The organism is Rhodopirellula sp. UBA1907 (assembly GCF_002337565.1).
In the GTDB taxonomy this organism is placed as follows: Bacteria; Planctomycetota; Planctomycetia; order Pirellulales; family Pirellulaceae; genus Rhodopirellula; species Rhodopirellula europaea.
The window spans coordinates 1-19,716 of record NZ_DDGH01000014.1 but is presented as its reverse complement, the minus strand read 5'-3'; the positions used below and the strand labels follow the sequence as shown (position 1 = coordinate 19,716).

Genomic DNA, 19,716 nt, shown 5'->3' with positions numbered 1-19,716 from the left:
TGACGCTTCTCGACGTTGCTCATCGCTCGGCTCTCGTTTGATCGCGGATGTAGACCTGGAGCGCATCGTTCAAATATTTTTTCGATTTCAACCCGACCAGACGTTCTGCTTCTTTTCCATCCACAAAAATCAGCAGCATCGGGTATTTGTCGATGTTGTACTTTTCCTTGATGAAGGGGTTTTCCTCGATATTCACTTCCGCGACTTTGGCTTCACCGGATAATTCCGCCGCGAGTTCACGAATCGTCGGTTTCATGGCGATGCAGGGCTGGCACCACGGTGCCCACATGTCGACCAAGACGGGAAGCTCGGACTCGATGACTTCGCGTTGAAAGTTGGCGTCGGTCAACTGGGCGGGGGTAACTCCGTTCCGTCGAACTTTCTCGTTCGCCGACGGCGACTCGCTACGGTCGCAACCGAACATCGCAACCGACAAGACGCCAAACGTTAATAGGCAGATTTTTCGCATGTTTCTAATTCGTATTTGGTTCACGAAACTCGATGATTGCCTTCCTTAGCTCGAACGAACTCACTTTCCGACACTGTGATCTTGGCCGAGAAAGTGCGGACACCGGGTGTTGTACGAACGACCGCACATGCAAGCGCGCGCTGTCGTTCGGATTTGCCACGGTTCCGGTTATTTCAACGTCGCCAGTGCAATCACATGACGCCTTGACCTCCGAAAAACCAAACTTGACCAACGCTTTCTCGACTCTCTCCGCCAATTGGCACCTCACGCGACCGCCTCACGCACAATCCGTAGGTGATTCGGATGAGAAACCTCTAATCGCTGTCCACCGACCGAATTACACTCCAAAGCCAGGATCGTTACATCGTCATCCGGCGGTAGGTTACCTGCATGCTGTCCAAGTTCGCCGACCAGCCGGTTTAGGGAATCGTCGAGCGGTTCATTCACACTCCCTGCGAATATCTCCGCGATCCTGCCTCGTCCGAACTGTTGCTCATTCACGTTGTGCGACTCGGCCACACCATCGGTGGCCATCAACAGCCGGTCGCCTTTTTGTAGCCAATGTTCCGTGGTCTTCCATCGTGAGTCAGTGTCAATTCCCAAGGGTAGACCGGTCGACTCAAGTGACGAGGTGCCGTCCTTTGAAAGCAACGTGACGGGTTCGTGTCCCGCGCTGGCGAGTTGCAGACGCCCAGTCGCAGGGTCCCAACGCAGTACAGCGGCGGTGGCGAATTCACTGTCCATCAGGTAGCCGGGCAACATCACATTGACACGCTGCAGCACTTCGCCCGGACTTCCACCACGCATCGACGCCGTGTCGAATAGCATTTTCAAAATAGAGGCATTCATCGCTGCCGGAATGCCGTGGCCAACAAGATCGGTGATGTAAATCAGCCAGATATCGTCCGGCATTGCGACGACTCCGTAAATATCTCCAGCAACGTCCTCCGCGGGCTGATAGTGTGTCGAAATTGTCAGTCCGGGAACGGTCGGCGACTGCGGCAAAAGATGTCTCTGTATCCTCTCGGCCCGGCTCATGTCCAAGGCCCGCCTTTGCTCCGTGTTCGCAAGCGATTCGCTCATTTCGGCAATGGATTGGCCAAGAGTATTTAACTCGCGGCTGAGGCATTTAATTCTCGGAACGGCCAAACGATCTTCGCTGATCCGCTGCACGGCGTTGACCAGCAAACGTGTTGGCTTAACAATCAGTCGAACCAGGGCGAGGTTCACCAGGACGGTTGCGATTGTGGCAAGGCCAAGCAGACTCAGCACGTGAATGATGATCTCCCTGCGAATCGCACGGCGGACATCGCCCGCTCTTTCAGAAATCTCGACGCGAACCGGCCCAGCCGCGAAATGACCGACGACCGCAAATTCATCCGAATTCTCCCAAGATTTCCGCGCGTGTTCTGATTCCGAATCCGCCAACAGATTCACGTTGGTATCGGCATAGTACTGCAGGTCTTGCTCGTTCCAGCCAATGTTGATCCATCGCGGCGAACCATTCTGTTGTGACGAATCTAAACGGCTGCCGACAAGCAACCGCTGAATCGTTTGCGAGTTCGGCGGCTGATCCATCGCCAGCAGCGCGCTACCGATCAGCGATGCTTGCTCGTCGAGCGCCTCACTCCGTTCGCTGGTAGCGCGTTTCATCTCCATTCGATGGTCCAGTACAGCAAGTACCGCCACGAACAGTACCAGCGGAACGTTGACGGCGGCAAGCAATAGTGTCCCGGTTGAGAAGGACCACCTCGGACGGTTTGATGTTGTCTTCATCCTTGAACCCCCGCCAATCGTTGATGAACGACCCTAACGAGTTCCTCGCCACTGAGCGGATTGGAAAGCCCGACTTGACCATCGTCAGAAAAAGAAACTTGCAGAAAATCCAGCAGAACGGTCGGAATGGTCTCGATGACATCGTCCTTGAACATGACGTCTATCACGCCGTCACCCTGTCCCCATGGCAAATGGATCTCGATCACAAGGACCGCGAACTTGTTGGTTCGCAAATACTCAAGGCACGTCACACCGTCGCCGGATTCGGTGACCAAATAGCCAGCCGCGATGAGTTGACATGCATACTGGGCACGGCGTGTTTCGTCTTGGACACAGAGTAGCAAGGACTTTCGGTCGTCTACTTGGTTATCGTTGTCCGGGCAAACCAAAGAGGGTGATTGATAACTTCGTTGAGGTAATGTTTTCATTGAACTGCTTTCTTGTTTGGTAAATGATGACAGATGCCCTTTCTGATTCAGGAAAGCCATCAAGTCAGATACCGCGACAATCGAGAGCAGACGTCCTTTGCCGACTCATAACGTACGTTATCTTCCGAAATGCTCGTCATGGGATTGCGAAGTTTGCTACATCCCATCGGTTGCCATGAGAGCGGCTTTGACGCGAACGATCCCATTTCAAGATCGAGTCGTACTTTGTCCGAATGACTCCAGAAATAGACAACTGACTCAAATACATCGCAACGGCATGGACATGGACACTTCTCTGGGCACTGTTCGCAAGAAACGCAACCAGCAGGAGAGTCGAAGCTGGACGGATGACAGCATTCGGGGCATGCGCAACCGCCGATCGCCATGGCTGTTGATCCATGCACGCAAAAGGCAATAAGAATTAGAACGATTAAACGCATGTCGATATTTGGTTCCCCCGGTTCTTCAATGAAAGGCCGCGGATGCTGCGGTATCCACAACATCAGCGGCCACACAGTTTCAATCCAAATCGAAGGCTACTTCTTCGGTTTGGACGTGTATGTTCCGCTCGGGCCTTCGAGCTTCACGGGTTCCTTACCAGCTTTTTCGATCGCTTCCCACAACTGGAGCGGCGACAGCGTCGCGCTGCCCTTGGGGACGACGATCGCGGTCTTGGACTTGACGTCGGTCTTGACGCCTCCGACGCCGGACACTGCGGACAACTTCGCGGCCACCTTCTTTGCACAGCTCTCACAGGTGAGAACCTTCAAGGTGATGGTGGTTTTGGTCGTCGAAGCGCCGACCGCATCGGCAGCATTGGCAACCCGGCTTTGGGCGGTCATGCAAACGGCGAGAACGAACGTCAGGGTAAGGCAAAGGGGGGTACGGTACATTTTCAGAATCCTTTCAGGTAACAAACTTAAACTTTCGAGTGGTCGGTCCTTTCGGATGGTGGGCTAGGTGTCACATGGCGATCTCCCTTGGTTTGGAGGACGAAATGGGTGAACGGGAATAAGGTCAAATTGAAAAACGTGGCTGGGGGCGAGCGACCTAGCGAGCTGGCCAAATGCGCTACCGTTTTTCCCCCAGCCACTACGATCAAATGGCTATCGCCGTGGATGGGTCGAGGTTTCAACTTTCGCCAAGGGCATGGTTGAATCCTCACGGTTCTCTGTTGAGGGAACGTGCAAACAATCGCCATCGCAGCAGGCTTGCGAAATGCAAGCCGTCCGGTGGGGCGCAGAACATCCACACATGCAACCGGGCTGAACGAGCAGAAACGTTGCGAACGACATGGTCGTGACACGCTGTAAGCCTCGGGTCAACACGTTTCCTTTTGGCGACTTCCTTGACATGCTTACTCTGTTGGTTGGGGTGGTTTGTGACCCGTCTTGGCTTCGTAAGTCGCTGCGAACTTATCGAAACGCTTGGGGCTGCAAATGAAACACTGCGATTCGGGACGGTCGTGTTCATCACACCAGTCGCCATCCTCTTTGAACTTCGACACCAGCGTTTTGTCACACAGGGCGCAATCGCCTTCGGGAACACCATGCTCGACGCACCACCAACCGCCGTGGCTGTGATCCACATTCGTTGCCGCCACCGGTTCGGAACTACCGGGTTCAGTGACGACATCGCTCTTGCTGCAACCGGCAAACACCACGGCGGCAGCGGCCAATCCGGCCAGCGACAGTCCACGAAAATCTTTCATCCAATTCATCTTCACAATCAATCTCCTTCGGCTCGGCCGAATCAAGGGTTAGACCGTCAGCCGCTCGGGCAGCTTCTGGGATTCAAACGTTTCGTCGGAATCCGAAGGCTGCTCCGACTCTGGGTCGGTCGGGTCGTTGGGTTTGAGTTGATGACCATCATCATCTCCACCATCTCCATCAAATTTTTCAACCGGCAGGTTGAAGACCACATAGAGCACTCGCAAAACGAGCAAGCTCATGATCATTGCGCTACACACGCCGCCGATCACAACCGTTGCCAACGGTCGCTGCACCTCGGCGCCCATGCCGGTACTGAACGCCATCGGCACGAAACCAAGGCTGGCGACGAGCGTCGTCATTAGGATCGGACGCAATCGCGTCATCGCGGCTTCTTCGACCGCTTCGTCGAGTGAGCGACCACGCCGCCGGAGTTGCCGGATCGTTGAAACCAGCAACATGTCGTCCAGCACTGCAACGCCGGACAATGCGATGAATCCAACGGCAGCCGAAATGGAAAACGGCATGTCGCGAACCCATAGTGCCAACACTCCGCCGATCCAAGCGAAGGGAACGCCGGTGAACACTCGTAACGAGTCCACCCAGTTGCGATAGGTCGCGTAGAGCAATGACAGGATCATTAACAGGGCGATGGGAACAACGATCATCAACCGCAGTTGGGCACGTTGCAAATTTTCAAACTGGCCACCCCACTCGACACGGTAGCGTCCCGGTGGCAGTTGGACCTTTTCGTCAATTGTGCGTTGAGCTTCAGCGACAAAACTACCCAGATCGCGTCCACGGACATTCGCTTCGATCGTGATTCGCCGTTGATACCAATCGCGTTTGATGGTGTTCGGCCCCTCGACCTTCTCGATCGTGGCCAAGCGTGACAAAGGGATGCGTTCACCCGAAGGCGTCGCCACTAAAATTTGACGGATCGCGTCTGGGTTAGCTCGCGTCTTTTCCGGCAAGCGAATAATCAGTGGGAAACGCAATTGCCCTTCGTACACTTCGCCGACGTGATGGCTGCCTAACGAACGCACAAGATTCATGATCGTGCTGGCCGATACCCCGTAGCGTGCAATCTCGTCTTGTTTGACACGAATCTGCAAAACCGGCTGACCAGACACCTGTTCGACCTTGACGTCTTCACTGCCGGGAATGGCATTGAGTGCCCGTTCGATCTCACTTGCCTTGTCGACCATCAAATCGAGGTCATCGCCATAGAGAATCGCCGCGACGTCCGACCGAACCCCCGAAATCATTTCGTTCATTCGCATCTCAATTGGCTGTGACATCGCCAGTCGAGGGCCGGGCAAGTCTCGAAGTTCTTCCTGAACCTTGATGACCAATTCTTCCTGCGTCTCCGCCCTCGTCCATTGTTCGCGTGGATGCAGGGTCAAAAACAAATCTGTCAGTTCAGTTCCCATCGGATCGGTCGCAACTTCCGCCGTACCGATGCGGCTCCAGACCTGCGATACCTCATCAGGAAATTTGTCCAGCAGCACTTGCTCCATTTGCGTGTTGTATCGCATGGATTCTTCCAGCGTTGTGCCAGCCAGACGCACGACGTTGATCGTGATCGCACCTTCGGAAAGTCGCGGCACGAACTCGCTGCCAAGGTTCGGTGCCACCAAGCCAAACACGCTGACCAACAACAACAATGCCGCACCAATCACAAAGGTCTTGTGGTGCATCGTGAACCGAAGAACCGGTGCATAAAGTCGCTTGAGCACGCGGATCAACAACGGCTCTTTCTCTTGGACGTTCTTCGGCAAGAACAGACTGGCCAAAACCGGCATCAGGGTGAGCGACAGGACCATCGAACCGGCCAAGGCCATGATGACGGTGATCGCCATCGGTCGAAACAGTTTGCCTTCGATCCCTTCGAGCGTCAGGATCGGCAGATAGACAATCATGATGATTAGCTCGCCAAACATCGTCGGCTTGCGAACCTCGATGGCCGCCTCGCGAATGATCTCCAGTCGACTTTTGCCGTCCCGGTTGTGAGCCAGATGCCTCACGCAGTTCTCGATCATTACGACCGAGCTATCGACGACCAACCCAAAGTCGATAGCGCCGAGACTGAGCAGACTGGCGGCGATGCCGAACTTCAACATCCCCGAAAATGCAAACAGCATCGACAATGGGATCGCTGCCGCGACGATCAAACCCGCTCGCAGATTCCCAAGAAAGATGAACAATACCGCGATCACCAGCAGGCCACCTTCAAAGAGATTCTTTTGAACGGTGTGAATCACGTGATCGATCAATTCGGTGCGGTCGTAAACCGTTTGGATCCGAACGCCCGCTGGGAGGGTCTCTTGAATGCTGGCGATCTTTTCTTTGATGGCCCAAGTCACATCATGACTGTTTTCGCCCATCAGCATGAACCCCAGTCCCAAAACCGCCTCGCCACGTCCATTCGCCGTGACCGCCCCACGCCGGATTTCGTGTCCGATCTGCACCTCCGCCACATCGCGAATACGAATCGGTACGCCGTCCTTCGCGGTGATCACGACATCCTTGATCTCTTCCAGATTAACCGTTCGACCGACGCCGTGGACCAGTAACATTTCGCTGCCATCGGTAACCGTTCCGCCACCAACATTTTCGTTGTTCGCTTCGATGGCTTCGCTAACTTGCTCGAACGTCAGTCCATACTTCACCAACAAGTCCGGTTGCAGTCGAATCTGATACTGTTTCTCGTATCCACCCCAACTATTGACCTCCGCAACGCCGCGTACCGAACGCAATTGGGGCTTCACCACCCAGTCGTGGATCGTCCGCAATTCCGTCATCCGCTTGATGCGTTCTTGTTGTGCGACCTTGGAAAAATCAACGCCGTCGTAAACCAGGACATAATGAAAAACTTCGCCCAGTCCCGTCGAAACCGGCCCCATCTGCGGTCGTTGAATTCCATCGGGCAACTCGACAGTAGAAAGCCGTTCGTTGATCAGTTGTCGGGCGAAGTAGATATCGATGCCATCGTCAAAGATCACGACGACTTGAGACAGGCCGAACTTTGAAATCGAACGTAACTCATGCAGACCAGGCAATCCGCTGATTGCTTGCTCGACCGGAAACGTAATCTGGCGCTCGATCTCTTCGGACGCGAGCGAAGGGGCGACCGTGTTGATTTGAATCTGAACCGGAGTCGTATCCGGGAACGCGTCAATGTCGAGTTGCTGTAGCGAGAACGCACCAACGCCAGCGAACAACAGCGCGGCCAAGATGACCAACGCGCGGTGTTTGAGCGAGAAGTCAATTAAGTAGTTTAGCATCCGTGCAATCCTTTATTCGGCGACGCAGTCGCAGCCTGCACCAAGGTTGTTCTTGAGAAGTTGTGCCCGCAGCACGTCGCTGCCGTCAGTCGCGATCACTTCGCCCGGTAACACACCCGAAATGATCTCTGTCACATCGCCATTGACCGCTCCCAATCGAACCGAGCGGACATGGAAAACCTTGTAGCTTTCGGGGCTGGCGAAGTAGTCCTTGTCGCGAACAAAGACGACTTGGCAACAACCTTCCCAGTGAGACGAACCGGTTGGGATCACAATCGCGTCAGACTCTTTCCGCAGGATCACTTCGCCCATCCCAAAGGTCTCGTTGCGAAGGCGTCCGTCCGAGTTATCCAACACGGCTCGAACCTGCAACATCCGTGTCGTGTTGTCTGCCGAAGTGCTAATCCAATCCAACGTTCCGCTGACGACTTCGCGGCTCCCGTCGGCGCGAAACTCGACAGGCTGACCGATCGCCAACTGCTCGGAGCTTTCTAGCGGAATGTTCAACGTCAACCACATTTGGCGAACGTCGGCAACTTGAAAGAGAATCCGCGTCGGATCAACGACTTCGCCCGCGGAAACACTCCGCTGAACCACGACACCTTGGATTGGCGATCGAATCGGCAGCAGGTTTGACGTGACGGTTCGACTGTTCAACTGCGCCCGAAGCTCGTCCGGAATTCCCAGCAATCGCAAGCGATCGAGCACCTGTTGTTCTGATAAGCCCTGCAACTCACCGACTTCGGCGGGCAGTCCCAAATTCCGCAGCGATTGCTCCGCCGCCAAGACGTCCGCCTGAGCTTTCGCCAACGCCGCGTTCGCATCCAAAATTCGGGAACCAGCAATCGCGGCGCGAGCGCTGCTCAATCGCGAAACGTTTTGCTGTTGCAGTTTTTGTTCCGCCAGCGCCCGCAGTAAGGCCGTTTTGATCTCTCCAACTCCCGCCGCATCTATCACCGCCAGAACTTCACCAACCTCCACCGGATCGCCCACGTTCTTGGTGACCTTCCAAACGCTTCCCGGCACCCGCGACGCCATGCTCGCCTGTCGCGTTGGATCGTAGATAATTTCGCCATTGCCGACGATCGACTCGGTGATCGGGGCACGCTCGACCAATTCAACATCGACGCCAGCCTGTTGAACCGACTCGACCGAAGCAAACTGGATGCGTGTCTGGTAGACCTCACAAGCGCTGTTGTTTTCTTTGCGATGCGCAATCGCCAATGCACGAGCCGCACGTTCTAAATCTTCGACCGGAACAGTGGGGGTTTCTTTGAGTTGGGCAACATCGGGATGGTCGAGCGTGCAGTTGTGGACGCCGTGGACGCTGCACCAACCGTAGTCAGGCCCCTTGGCCATCAACGTCGGATCACACTCGACACAAATGGACTCCGGCACCCCATGTTCTTCACACCAATCATTGACAACCGGCTCGACACCACCGGTTAACGCGGCGAAATTGGGAATCCGCCAATCGTTGTGATGCCCATACCAAAACACGGCAGCGAACCCGGCCAGAACCAAGGTCGGTCCGATACTGCCGAGCACCAACGAGATGCCGCGGCGAATGGGACTGCGGGGTTTCGACTTTGCGTCCTGTGTGATTTCAGTTTCGGCGGCGGGGACCTTGTGTCCATTGACGGACGGCTCCACGGGTTCTTGCCGAGGACTTTTTCTCGGCGCATCGGCAATCGGATGACTCATTGGAAAACCTTGCTGGCTAAAGACGGTTTAAACAGCGCACGCAACAACCGCGAGCGCATACAACGACCAGAATCGCCGCCAACCAGAAGCTAGAATCCGAGCAAGCAAATCCGTAGCCGGAATTACAAACCGAGTTCGCCGGTCAGCAGACGAAGAGACCTAGTCGCGGCTTAGAGCAGCCAAGAAGAGTGCGCAACGCGCACCGAGCGACCCGTCAAGAGATCGAATGAACGAGGCTGATGCTCGAATCGAGAAACCAAGACCTCCGAGAGATCAAGCGTCTCCAAACTCAGCGGAGCGAGATCCACGGCGAGCTGAAATTCGACAATCGTCCGATGGCTCAGCTCAGCCGTGACTTGACAGTCGCATCCCGTCTCGCAAGGACAGGGTGATTTCGCTGGTGGAACGCCATCGTCATCGCAAGTCGCGTTCTGTTCACCAGAACAACCGCAAGAATGATGCACAACTGCCACATCGCTTACAAAACGATTGTCAAACGCACCCTGGCAACAGACCGGGCACGCGACAACTCGCAGTGCGATAAACGATAGGAAAAGCAGCCGAAACATCGTGTCAGTTGGTTCTTCTTAATAGGTAGGCCATCAAAAAGATTGTAGGCTACAACTAGCCTTGCGACCAGTCCAGTTTATCGGCAAATGCTTGCCGCGTTGTTCTGTCATTCTTGCATGGCCAGCCGCAAATCAAGCAATTCGCATACCAACACGCCCACTTGGGAGTCTGATTAACCCAGCTTCACTCCCCATCTTCCCTCAAGCGTCCTTCGCAAAGCGTTCGTCTCGGATACCCAGCCGCAGTTTCCACTCCATCGCACTGCAATACAAAACCGGCACGATGAACATCGTGATGATTGCGATGACCATGCCGCCGAAGCTGGGGATCGCCATCGGCACCATAATGTCGCTGCCACGGCCGGTCGATGTCAGGATTGGAATCAATGCCAGGATTGTCGTCGCCGTGGTCATTAAACACGGTCGAACGCGACGCAGACCCGCAGCCACAGTGGCTTCGCGAGCGTGCTGGGCGTTCTCGATGCGATCCTTGCGGAAGCTTTCGTCAAGGTACGATGCGATCACGACGCCGTCGTCGCTGGCGATACCGAACAGGGCTAGGAATCCGACCCAGACCGCGACACTGAGGTTAATCGTTTTGACTTGGAACAGCTCACGCATGTTTGTGCCGATTAAACTGAAATCGAGGAACCATTCGGTCCCGTACAACCACAGCATGATGAAACCGCCCGCCCACGCGATCAGAATGCCACTGAAGACTAGCGATGTTGTGATGGCTGATTTGAATTGCAGGTACAGAATCAAGAAGATGATCCCGAGCGCGAGTGGCAAAACGATTGCCAACGTTTTTTGCGATCGGATTTGGTTTTCGTAGTTGCCCGCGAACGTGTAGGTGACTCCGGCTGGCAGCGTGAACTCGCCCGAGTCGATTTTCGATTGCAGGAACGCTTGAGCATCTTCGACAACGTCGACTTCCGCCTCACCGGGCTTCTTGTCGAATAGCACGTATCCGAGCAAGAACGTGTCTTCGCTCTTGATGACCTGCGGGCCGCGCGTGTAACGAATGTCTGCGAGTTGTCCGAGCGGAATCTGCGATCCCATCGGCGTTGGGACCAGAATCCGTTCGAGCGATTCGAGATCGTCCCGCAGTTCGCGGGCGTAACGAACTCGCACTGGGAAACGCTCACGGCCTTCGACTGTCTTCGTAATCTGCCGGCCGCCAATCGCAACCTCGATCACGTCCTGCACGCTGCGAATATGCAGTCCGTATCTCTTGATCGCATCGCGGTCGATGTCGATCTCCAAGTACGGCTTGCCGACGATGCGGTCAGCGATGACGGCTGACGATTGGACCGTTGGAATTTGCTTCAACAGCGATTCCAATTCCAAGGCAACCCGCTCGATCGTTTCCAGGTCCGGGCCTTTCACCTTCATCCCCATCGGCGCACGCATGCCGCTCTGCAGCATCACGATCCGAGCCGCGATCGGTTGCAGTTTAGGAGCGGACGTCGTGCCTGGAATCTGGGCCGCCGTCGTGATGGCTTGCCAAATGTCGTCAGGCGTGCGTATTTCGTCTCGCCATTGCCGGAACGGACGACCGGTGGGATCAAGGATCAGCTCACCGTCGTCGTCGCGGATATACTCGTTTGCTTCCGTGTCATAGCGGAAGTTCAGCCGGTGACCGTCTTCGTCGGTTTTGTATTCCGACTTGTAGGTGATGTAGGTTTCGATCATCGACACGGGTGCCGGATCAAGCGGAGTGTCGGCGCGACCAATCTTACCGACGACCGATTCGACTTCGGGGATCGAGACGAGCAGTTGGTTCTGCAACTGCAACACGTCCATCGCTTCACCGATCGAAGCGTGCGGCATCGTGGTGGGCATGTAGAGGAACGAGCCTTCGTCGAGCGGCGGCATGAATTCTTTGCCGAGTCCCGGTAGCACGTTGGTTGCTGTTCTCCAAGGACCGGACTCCCGAACAGTCGAATCTGAAATGCCAACCATCGAGAACGCCTTGGGAACGAAACCAAAGACCTTGTCGAAACCCAACCAAGCCGATCCACCGAACAACAGGATCGCAGTTGGCAAGCAGAGAAACGCGAGCTTGTGATTCAGGCACCAACGCAGGATCGGTTCGTACAGGAATCGTTGAAAGACAGTAAAGAAGCCGAGGATGCCGCCAATCAATCCGCCGACGAACAGCAAATTCAGTAGCAAACCTTTCTGCGGTCCCAGCGGCAACCACTCCTGCGTCAGCAGAACACCGACGACTATCGCCGCGAGTGCACTGGCCGCGTACGGTCCGAAACGGTGGTAACGCTCAGGAATCCGTTCTTCGTACAGTTTGTATGCGGACAGCACGATCAAGATTGCACCGACCCACCACGTCAACATCATCGACGCCGCAATACCGAGAATCAGTAACGCGAACCAAGCCCCACGACGCAAACTCTTTGACTCAATGCGCCCGCCCATCAACACGTGGGCGGCTGGCGGAATGATTGTCAGCGCCACAATGACGGATGCCGTGAGTGCAAACGTCTTGGTGAATGCGAGCGGACGAAACAGCTTTCCTTCCGCACCGATCATCGTGAATACTGGCAGAAAACTGACCACGGTCGTTGTCACGGCGGTCAGCACCGCACCGGCGACTTCGTGAGCCGCTTTGAAGATCACCGTCAACTTGTCGTCTTCGGGCGCAGCTTCATCCAGGTATTTGAGAATGTTCTCGGTGAGAATAATCCCCATATCGACCATCGTCCCGATCGCAATCGCGATGCCAGACAACGCCACGATGTTTGCGTCCACGCCAAACGTCTTCATGGCGATGAAGCACATCAAAACGGCCAGCGGTAGTAGCGCACTAATAAGAAATGAGCTGCGTAGGTGGACGACCATCACCAGGATCACGATGATTGTCACGAGGATTTCTTCAAACAGCGCTGTGTTCAACGTGCCCAGCGTCTCGTAGATCAACCCCGTGCGATCGTAGAAGGGCACGACCGCGACTTGACTGGTCGTGATCCACGTCGGCCACTGTTCTTGAGGCATGCCACGAAGATGCTTCACCCAAGCATCACTACTGGCCGTCGCTCCCGTGATCGGTTCCAGGTCATGCCGGTCGGCGTAGAGATCAACTTCATCGGCCGACGTCTTTGTGTAATCGACAAGCACCTTCGTCGGCAGACCCGGCGAAACTTCCTTGATACGCTGTTTGATGTTCTTGATCGCTGCCAGCGGGTTGTATCCGTAGCGTACCACCGCGACTCCGCCGACGGCTTCCGCACCGGCCTTGTCGAGCGCACCACGCCGTAATGCCGGTCCAAGCGAAACGTTGGCTACGTCGGCCACCGTGATCGGCACGTTGTCCGTCACTTTTACGACCGTCTTCTCGATGTCTTCGATATCCTCGATGAAGCCGAGACCGCGGATGACGTATTCCGCCTTGTTCAGTTCGATCGTCCGAGCACCGACATCAACGTTCGTCATGCGGATCGACTCGAACACCATCGCAAGCGTCACTCCAGCGGCCCGCATCGCATCGGGATCAACGTCGATTTGGTATTCCTGAACGAATCCGCCGATCGACGCGACTTCACTGATCCCTTCCGCTGAAGTCAAAGAGTAGCGAACGTAGTAGTCCTGAATCGTTCGCAGCTCTCGCAAGTCCCAACCACCCGTCGGCTTGCCATCAGGATCACGGCCTTCGAGTGTGTAAAGATAAATTTGCCCCAATGCTGTTGCGTCGGGTCCGAGAGTCGGTTGCACGCCATCGGGCAAGGTACCGGCGGGCAAGCTGTTCAGCTTTTCCAGCACTCGCGTTCGCGACCAATAGAAGTCTGCGTCTTCGCCGAAGATGATGTAAATCGACGAGAAGCCGAACATCGAATAGCTGCGGATCGTCTTGACTTCGGGAATGCCCAACAGCGCAACCGTCAACGGATAACCGATCTGGTCCTCGACGTCCTGTGGGCTGCGACCCATCCACTGCGTGAACACAATTTGTTGGTTCTCGCCAATGTCGGGAATCGCGTCGACCGGCACGGGATCGCGAGGCAACACGCCGGTGTCCCAGTCAAACGGCGCGACCATGACGCCCCAGCCTAGCGTGGCAATGACCAGCAACAGGACAACGAGCTTGTTGGTCAAGCAGAACCAGATCAGCCGGCCGAGGATCGAGCGTTTTGCGTATTCAATGGTTTCATCGTTGTCAGTCATGTTGAATTACTTGGCCTACAACTTTTCGACTTTGTCGGCACACTTCAGCATCGACGGGCCGTAGTACGGATTGCGAACTGCATCGTCGGACTGAATCCAAGATGCACCACGTCCCTCAAACGCCATCGGGCAATGCAGTTCGTAAAGAGCCGCGTCGGTGGGAAGGCCGAACATCCGCTCCAGGCTCAGCATCTGCTCAGACAGCAACGCGAATCCGCTCCGCAAGGCGGCGAGGTCGCTTGCTTTCTGCATTCTTGCGACGATCTCGGACAAGTCGCGTTTCTCTTTGTTCCACATTTCGACCGCTTTGGACTCAGAGACGATCGGCAGCAATGAAGCCAATCGCTGATGCAACGGCTCGACGGCTTGCTTCGCACCCTCCAGATCGTCGGCCGCGAGCGCCTTACCAAGTCCCAAATAAGGACCGACAAAGCCGTCTAATTGCTGGGTCACTTCTGGCGGAGCATCCATGTTCGCCATCGCTGGCATCTGCATTTCATCGTGAGACATCGGCAACGGGAATTGCGCCTTCATTTGATCGACGTGCTGGCGAGTCAACGCGAACACCCGATCGGCTTCACGCATGGAATTGGTCTCACGGCCTTCGGTGACGTCGTTCCGCAATAACATCGCAATCTCGAACCATTGCGGTCGCATGTCGGGGCCGATCAAGTCTGCTGGCAACGCCTCGACCGCTTTACCCAGTTCGTCGTAGCCGGCACGAATCTCTGCGAGGTTCGCTGCTTCGACCTTTTCTTGAATCGTTTTGTATTGCTCAACAATGCCTTGCATCGCATCACGTACCGCTGGCACCAACTCCATCGGACTCGCGTTCATCGTGACACCTTCGTCTGCCTTTGGCATTTCCATACCGCCGTGGTTGTGTCCACCGCCGCCGCCACCTTGAGGTGTCATCATCGAGGGCTTCGCAGAAATCTGCAGCGCACTGTCGAGCTTGAAGTTTCCGTTGGTCACAACGAGGTCGCCTTCGTTGAGACCGGACTTCACCAGATAGAATTCACCTGCTCGCGGACCGATCACAATCTCCCGACCTTCATAAGTCGGCTTGTCTGCGTCGGGAATCTGAACGTAGACGATCGCTCGTGTGCCGGTTAGCAACACCGCTGACGTCGGTACGATCAACGGCTTCGCAGCATCGGTCGGTTCCGCAGTGACATAGCCCAATGATTCGGCCCGTACCAATGGCATCCCGCAAATGTCGCAGTCGCCCGGTTGATCTTTCACGATCTCGGGATGCATCGGGCTGATCCACTTTCCAGCTAACGACGCATCAAGCACTCGGCCGCCCGCCGCGACGTTGCTCTTCACGATCGCCCGCACGAACATCTCCGGCTTCAGTCGGCCGTCATCGTTGCTGACGTTCACGCGAACCTTCACTGTTCGCGTATCTTCGTTCAACACCGGGTCGATGAACGCGATGCGTCCGTGAAAAACCTCGCCCGGATAAGCTTCGGTCGTGAACTCGACGTCTTGCCCGTATCGCAACCAAGCTAGGTCCGATTCGTAAGCATCCATTTGAACCCACAAGTGGTTCAAATCAGCGACAGTGTAGATGCGGTCGCCGGTCTGTACGCGATCACCTTCTTGTTTCAACTTGCCGACGACCACGCCGCCGACCGGCGAATAGATCGTTACGGTTTCGGATGACTTACCACGTTGCTCGATTGTCTGAATCTGTTCTGGCGTCAGTCCCAGCAACCGCAATTTCTCGCGAGCGGATTCGGCAAGATCGAGTGGTTCGATGAAACGCGATGAGCTTTGCGGCCGGTCCCGCCGAGTGGCGGCAAGCAACTCTTCCTGTGCGGTGTAGAGTGCCTCGCTGTAGATTTGCACCATGTGGTCGCCCTTGTTGACTTCGACGCCCGTATAGTCAACGAACATGCGTTCGAGCCTGCCGGGAACCCAAGCCGTGATGTGGGCAAGTCGTGTTTCGTCGTACTCGATCTTGCCCACCATCCGAACATCGGCCGTCACGTATTGCCGACGCACGGGGCTGACCTGAACGTTCATTAGGCTCTTGATCTCGGGGCTGATCGACACCGTCCGTACGCCGCCGGCAGATTCCTTGACCGGCACCAAATCCATCCCGCAGATGGGGCAACTTCCCGGACCGTCGCGTCGGATTTGCGGATGCATGCTGCAAGTCCAGATCGTCGGCTTGTTCTCCGCCTCGCCTGAACTGGACATCGCCGAAGTCGCCGGCGCGTTCGCTCGTTCTGGCCTGCTGTCAAACCAAGAAGCAACAATCACGCCGATCAGTACGAACGCAATCGCTTGTGCGATCCAAAGCTTGCCACGGTGTTGATTGAAAAATTCGTTCATGCTGACCGTCCTAAGATTTGCCCAACCATTTCACTAGCGTCGCCACTTCCTCTTGATCGCGGACGCCAACCGCCGTGACGCTGCGGGAACCTTGTTTCCAAGTTGCAGCGATACTGGAATCGAGATCGACGAGACAGCAGTCTTTGTCTCCGCACATCGCCATGTTTGATGGCCGATCGCCAAACCATGCCGCCTCTTCGTCGTCGTGCTCAAACAGGACCAAGGTCGAACCGTCGTTCCGCTTGCAGACCGCTTTCACGCATGTGCAGCAAGGCATCTTTAATACGGTGGTCGACGATAGCGTATAGCCAGCTGGCAACTCACTCGCAACGATCGGACGATAGCCGACCAACTTGACTGCCCCGTCGGAATCGACCGTCTCGCCGCCATACTTCGACAGCAGCATCTGTTCCGCAGCGTCAGGGTCGTTGGGCAATTTCTGCAAATAGTCATTCATCACGCCGGCAAACTCGATCATGTGCTCCGCCGACATCGCTTCTTCGCCCTCGTGCGAATGACCATCGCTGCCACGCATCGCCATCGCTCCCCCGCCAGCCATGTCGTGGTTTCTGTCGCCCCCATACCACAGCCCCGCACCCAATAGCACCAAAACCGACGCTGCCATCGACACCAAGCCCGCTCCGTAGGGTGACTCGCGAACCCAAGTTACGAACCGTCCTGCCAGCATTACTGGCCGTCGCGACAAGGTCACCGGTTCGGCCAAGGTTGGCAGCGTACGTTCGATTCGCTGCCACAGATCCGACGGCTTGGCCGGCACGGGCGACTGATCGAGAGCCGCCCCAAGTGACTCGAACGAGGTCAGTTCCGCCTCACACGCGGAACACGATTTGACGTGCTTCGCGATCGCCTCGTTCTGCGCAGCCGACACCTCGCCGTCGTGGTAAGCCGACAGATAACGCTGCACTGTTTGGCAATCGTTTGTTGACATGACCCGCTCGCTTTCCAGAGGACCTTTCTCTTGTTCAGTGTTTTGGATGTGCGACCTTCCTTTTTCTTCACCGTTTCGACCGAAAAAGAGAATTCTTTCGGCGACGCGTGAAGAAAGTCACGCCCGAGGCATCGAAATGCACGTTCCACCCGATGTCCGTCCTTCCAGTTTTGCGAAGACAAATACATGAAAACGAAACAAATAGTGCCCGTGCTTCTAGCCGGGCTCCTCGCCATCGGCGTCTACGGATGCTCATCGCCGGAGTCCGATCCCGTCGCATCGCCGGCCGCTCCCGCCAGTGGCATATCCGACGATCATTCTGACCACGACCACAGCCAGCACGATCACGGCGACCATACAACCGTCGATGTTGATTCGCCGATGGCCAAGATGATGCCCGGTTTGAAAGAACTTTCGCCGGAAGACTACAAGTCCGCCATGGCCCAACACATGTGCCCTGTCAGCGGCGAGATGCTGGGAACGATGGGAGCACCCGAAAAGGTCGATGTGGATGGCAAGTCGGTGTGGATTTGCTGCGACGGCTGCAAAGACAAACTGCTTGCCGACCCAGACAAATACCTCGCCAAATTGAATCAGTAACCCGTATTCATCACCCTGCACGAACGCTTTTTCAAGGAACCATATCAATGAATTTTCGCAATCTCACTGCATTTATCGCGGCCACACTGTTTGTGTCGCCCCAATTCGCAACCGCACAGGACGTCCACTCCGGGCACGACCATGCGGCACACAGCCACGCCACTGCGGCGACTGGCCCGCACGGCGGCACCCTGCAAGCCGTCGGCGACCATCGCATTGAAACAGTGATCGCCGAAAAGGGCATTATGTTCATGATCCTTGGCAAGAACGATCAACCGATCGCCCCGCCCGACGCGACTGGCACACTGAAACTGCGAGTCGGCGACAGCGAGAAGGAATACACCTACCAACTCAAAACGCTCAAGAATCTCGCGGTTGGAGTTGGTGTCGACCTTTCCAAGGTCGTCGACCAAACGTTGCATATGAATGTCGAGATAACTAATGTCGGAAGCCAGCCTCTGATCTTTCATACGATAGGCAAGCTCGCCAGCAGCAAGCTCTCCGACGAACTGCTTATCAGCCTGCAAGCAACCTGTCCCGTCAGCGGTCAACCGCTCGGCTCGATGGGCAAGCCACCCAAAATTACAATCGGTGACAAGTCACTCTTCGTCTGCTGTGCGGGCTGCACAAAGAAAGTCGAAGCCTCACCCGATCAGTACCTCACCAAGTACTACACCGCCGAGGGCGAACAGGTGCGCGAGGGCGTCTTTAAATCCACGCTCGCCGACGCCGCCGCCATCGCCGCACAGAAGACGTGTCCCGTGATGGACGAACCGCTGGGCGGCATGGGCGTCCCAGGTAAGGTCAACGTCAACGGAAAAGCCGTCTACATCTGCTGCCCTGGCTGCGCCAAAAAGCTAGTCGCCGACCCCGAAAAATACCTCGCCGCCCTGAAAGCCAAAGGCATCACACCACCCGCTTTCTAGCGGTCGGCAAGTATTCTTCACTCCAAATCGCATTGCTTGATGCTCTCAGGCGGTCTCGGCGTAGATGAGCACTTTTCAACCGTTCGTCTCAAGCAATCAGCGTTTTGCCGTGCAAAACGCTTTTTTCCGTCTGGGCGAGTCAGACGTTCGTCGCCTCAGGGCCGCAGAGACCTAGAAACGAACATATCTCGCCCCTGCCCTCATAGCCCAAGCATCGACCGGTCCAACGAAACGATGCACGCATTCGGCGATTGGCTTCAACTGCCTGCCAACTTGCTAAATCTGCCGAGGATGTGCGCTACATAGAGATGAAGGTGGCAGCGTTGCCACCAGCACTTTTGTACGCAGGGAGATTGAATCAGTGTCGCACACGGTAGTGATAGAGACGCACGTTCTGGATGCAGTGGCGGTCCGGAAGGCTTGCGATCGACTGGGCTTGGATGAGCCGGTCGAGGGTGAAGTGAAGCTGTTCAGTCAGACCGTTTGCGGGTTAGCCGTTCGGCTTCCCAAGTGGCGGTACCCGGTCGTCTTCGATCTGAAGACCGGGGAGTCGAAGTTTGACAACTACCAGGGCTATTGGGGTAACCAGAAAGAGCTTGATCAGTTCTTGCAGGCCTACGCCGTCGAGAAGACCAAGCTGGAAGCTCGCCGCAAAGGATACTTCGTTACTGAGCGACCGCTCCGTGATGGCAACATCCAGCTGTCGATCCAACTGGGAGCCTGAGCCATGAAGATCATTCAAGTGCTCGTCGCTCCCGATGGTTCCACCAAAGTCGA

At 55.8% G+C, this 19,716-nt stretch carries 13 protein-coding genes; 3 read left to right on the top strand and 10 right to left on the bottom strand.

Annotated elements, in window-relative coordinates; all coding sequences use genetic code 11:
• Window positions 1-19 precede the first annotated feature (19 nt).
• The 10 genes from B2R17_RS03810 to B2R17_RS03765 all read right to left on the bottom strand — a co-directional run bounded on the left by B2R17_RS03810 (window position 20) and on the right by B2R17_RS03765 (window position 17,413).
• Window positions 20-469 carry a thioredoxin family protein gene (locus tag B2R17_RS03810; RefSeq protein WP_233215155.1) on the bottom strand — a complete coding sequence of 150 codons (450 nt, stop codon included), beginning with the start codon at window positions 467-469 and terminating at the stop codon, window positions 20-22.
• Window positions 470-733: 264 nt separating this feature from the next.
• Window positions 734-2,122, bottom strand: a complete 1,389-nt coding sequence (locus tag B2R17_RS03805; RefSeq protein ID WP_234952466.1) for a PP2C family protein-serine/threonine phosphatase — start codon at window positions 2,120-2,122, stop codon at window positions 734-736.
• 119 nt (window positions 2,123-2,241) lie between these two features.
• The gene (locus tag B2R17_RS03800) at window positions 2,242-2,673 is read right to left on the bottom strand and encodes a hypothetical protein (RefSeq protein WP_234952465.1); all 432 of its coding nucleotides are present in this window, start codon (window positions 2,671-2,673) and stop codon (window positions 2,242-2,244) included.
• A gap of 536 nt (window positions 2,674-3,209) precedes the next feature.
• On the bottom strand, window positions 3,210-3,566 hold the full coding sequence (locus tag B2R17_RS03795) for a heavy-metal-associated domain-containing protein (protein ID WP_286762916.1): 357 nt from the start codon (window positions 3,564-3,566) through the stop codon (window positions 3,210-3,212).
• Window positions 3,567-4,030: 464 nt separating this feature from the next.
• Window positions 4,031-4,399, bottom strand: a complete 369-nt coding sequence (locus B2R17_RS03790) for a hypothetical protein (RefSeq protein ID WP_007325969.1) — start codon at window positions 4,397-4,399, stop codon at window positions 4,031-4,033.
• A gap of 33 nt (window positions 4,400-4,432) precedes the next feature.
• Complete coding sequence (locus B2R17_RS03785; RefSeq protein WP_286762915.1) at window positions 4,433-7,669, bottom strand: efflux RND transporter permease subunit; 3,237 nt, start codon at window positions 7,667-7,669, stop codon at window positions 4,433-4,435.
• A 12-nt stretch (window positions 7,670-7,681) separates the two neighbouring features.
• On the bottom strand, window positions 7,682-9,373 hold the full coding sequence (locus B2R17_RS03780) for an efflux RND transporter periplasmic adaptor subunit (RefSeq protein WP_286762914.1): 1,692 nt from the start codon (window positions 9,371-9,373) through the stop codon (window positions 7,682-7,684).
• Between the two features lie 770 nt (window positions 9,374-10,143).
• On the bottom strand, window positions 10,144-14,121 hold the full coding sequence (locus tag B2R17_RS03775) for an efflux RND transporter permease subunit (protein WP_286762913.1): 3,978 nt from the start codon (window positions 14,119-14,121) through the stop codon (window positions 10,144-10,146).
• 15 nt (window positions 14,122-14,136) lie between these two features.
• Window positions 14,137-16,464, bottom strand: a complete 2,328-nt coding sequence (locus B2R17_RS03770) for an efflux RND transporter periplasmic adaptor subunit (RefSeq protein WP_286762912.1) — start codon at window positions 16,462-16,464, stop codon at window positions 14,137-14,139.
• Between the two features lie 10 nt (window positions 16,465-16,474).
• Window positions 16,475-17,413 (bottom strand): anti-sigma factor family protein, encoded by a 939-nt coding sequence (locus tag B2R17_RS03765; RefSeq protein ID WP_007329059.1) that lies wholly within the window; start codon window positions 17,411-17,413, stop codon window positions 16,475-16,477.
• A gap of 186 nt (window positions 17,414-17,599) precedes the next feature.
• On the opposite strand from B2R17_RS03765, the gene B2R17_RS03760 reads away from it, so the two are divergent.
• The 3 genes from B2R17_RS03760 to B2R17_RS03750 all read left to right on the top strand — a co-directional run bounded on the left by B2R17_RS03760 (window position 17,600) and on the right by B2R17_RS03750 (window position 19,663).
• Window positions 17,600-18,013, top strand: coding sequence for a hypothetical protein (locus B2R17_RS03760; protein ID WP_007329060.1), 414 nt, complete (start codon window positions 17,600-17,602; stop codon window positions 18,011-18,013).
• Between the two features lie 47 nt (window positions 18,014-18,060).
• Window positions 18,061-18,939 (top strand): hypothetical protein, encoded by an 879-nt coding sequence (locus B2R17_RS03755; RefSeq protein WP_286762911.1) that lies wholly within the window; start codon window positions 18,061-18,063, stop codon window positions 18,937-18,939.
• A 403-nt stretch (window positions 18,940-19,342) separates the two neighbouring features.
• Window positions 19,343-19,663, top strand: coding sequence for a hypothetical protein (locus B2R17_RS03750; RefSeq protein WP_286762936.1), 321 nt, complete (start codon window positions 19,343-19,345; stop codon window positions 19,661-19,663).
• Window positions 19,664-19,716: the final 53 nt, after the last annotated feature.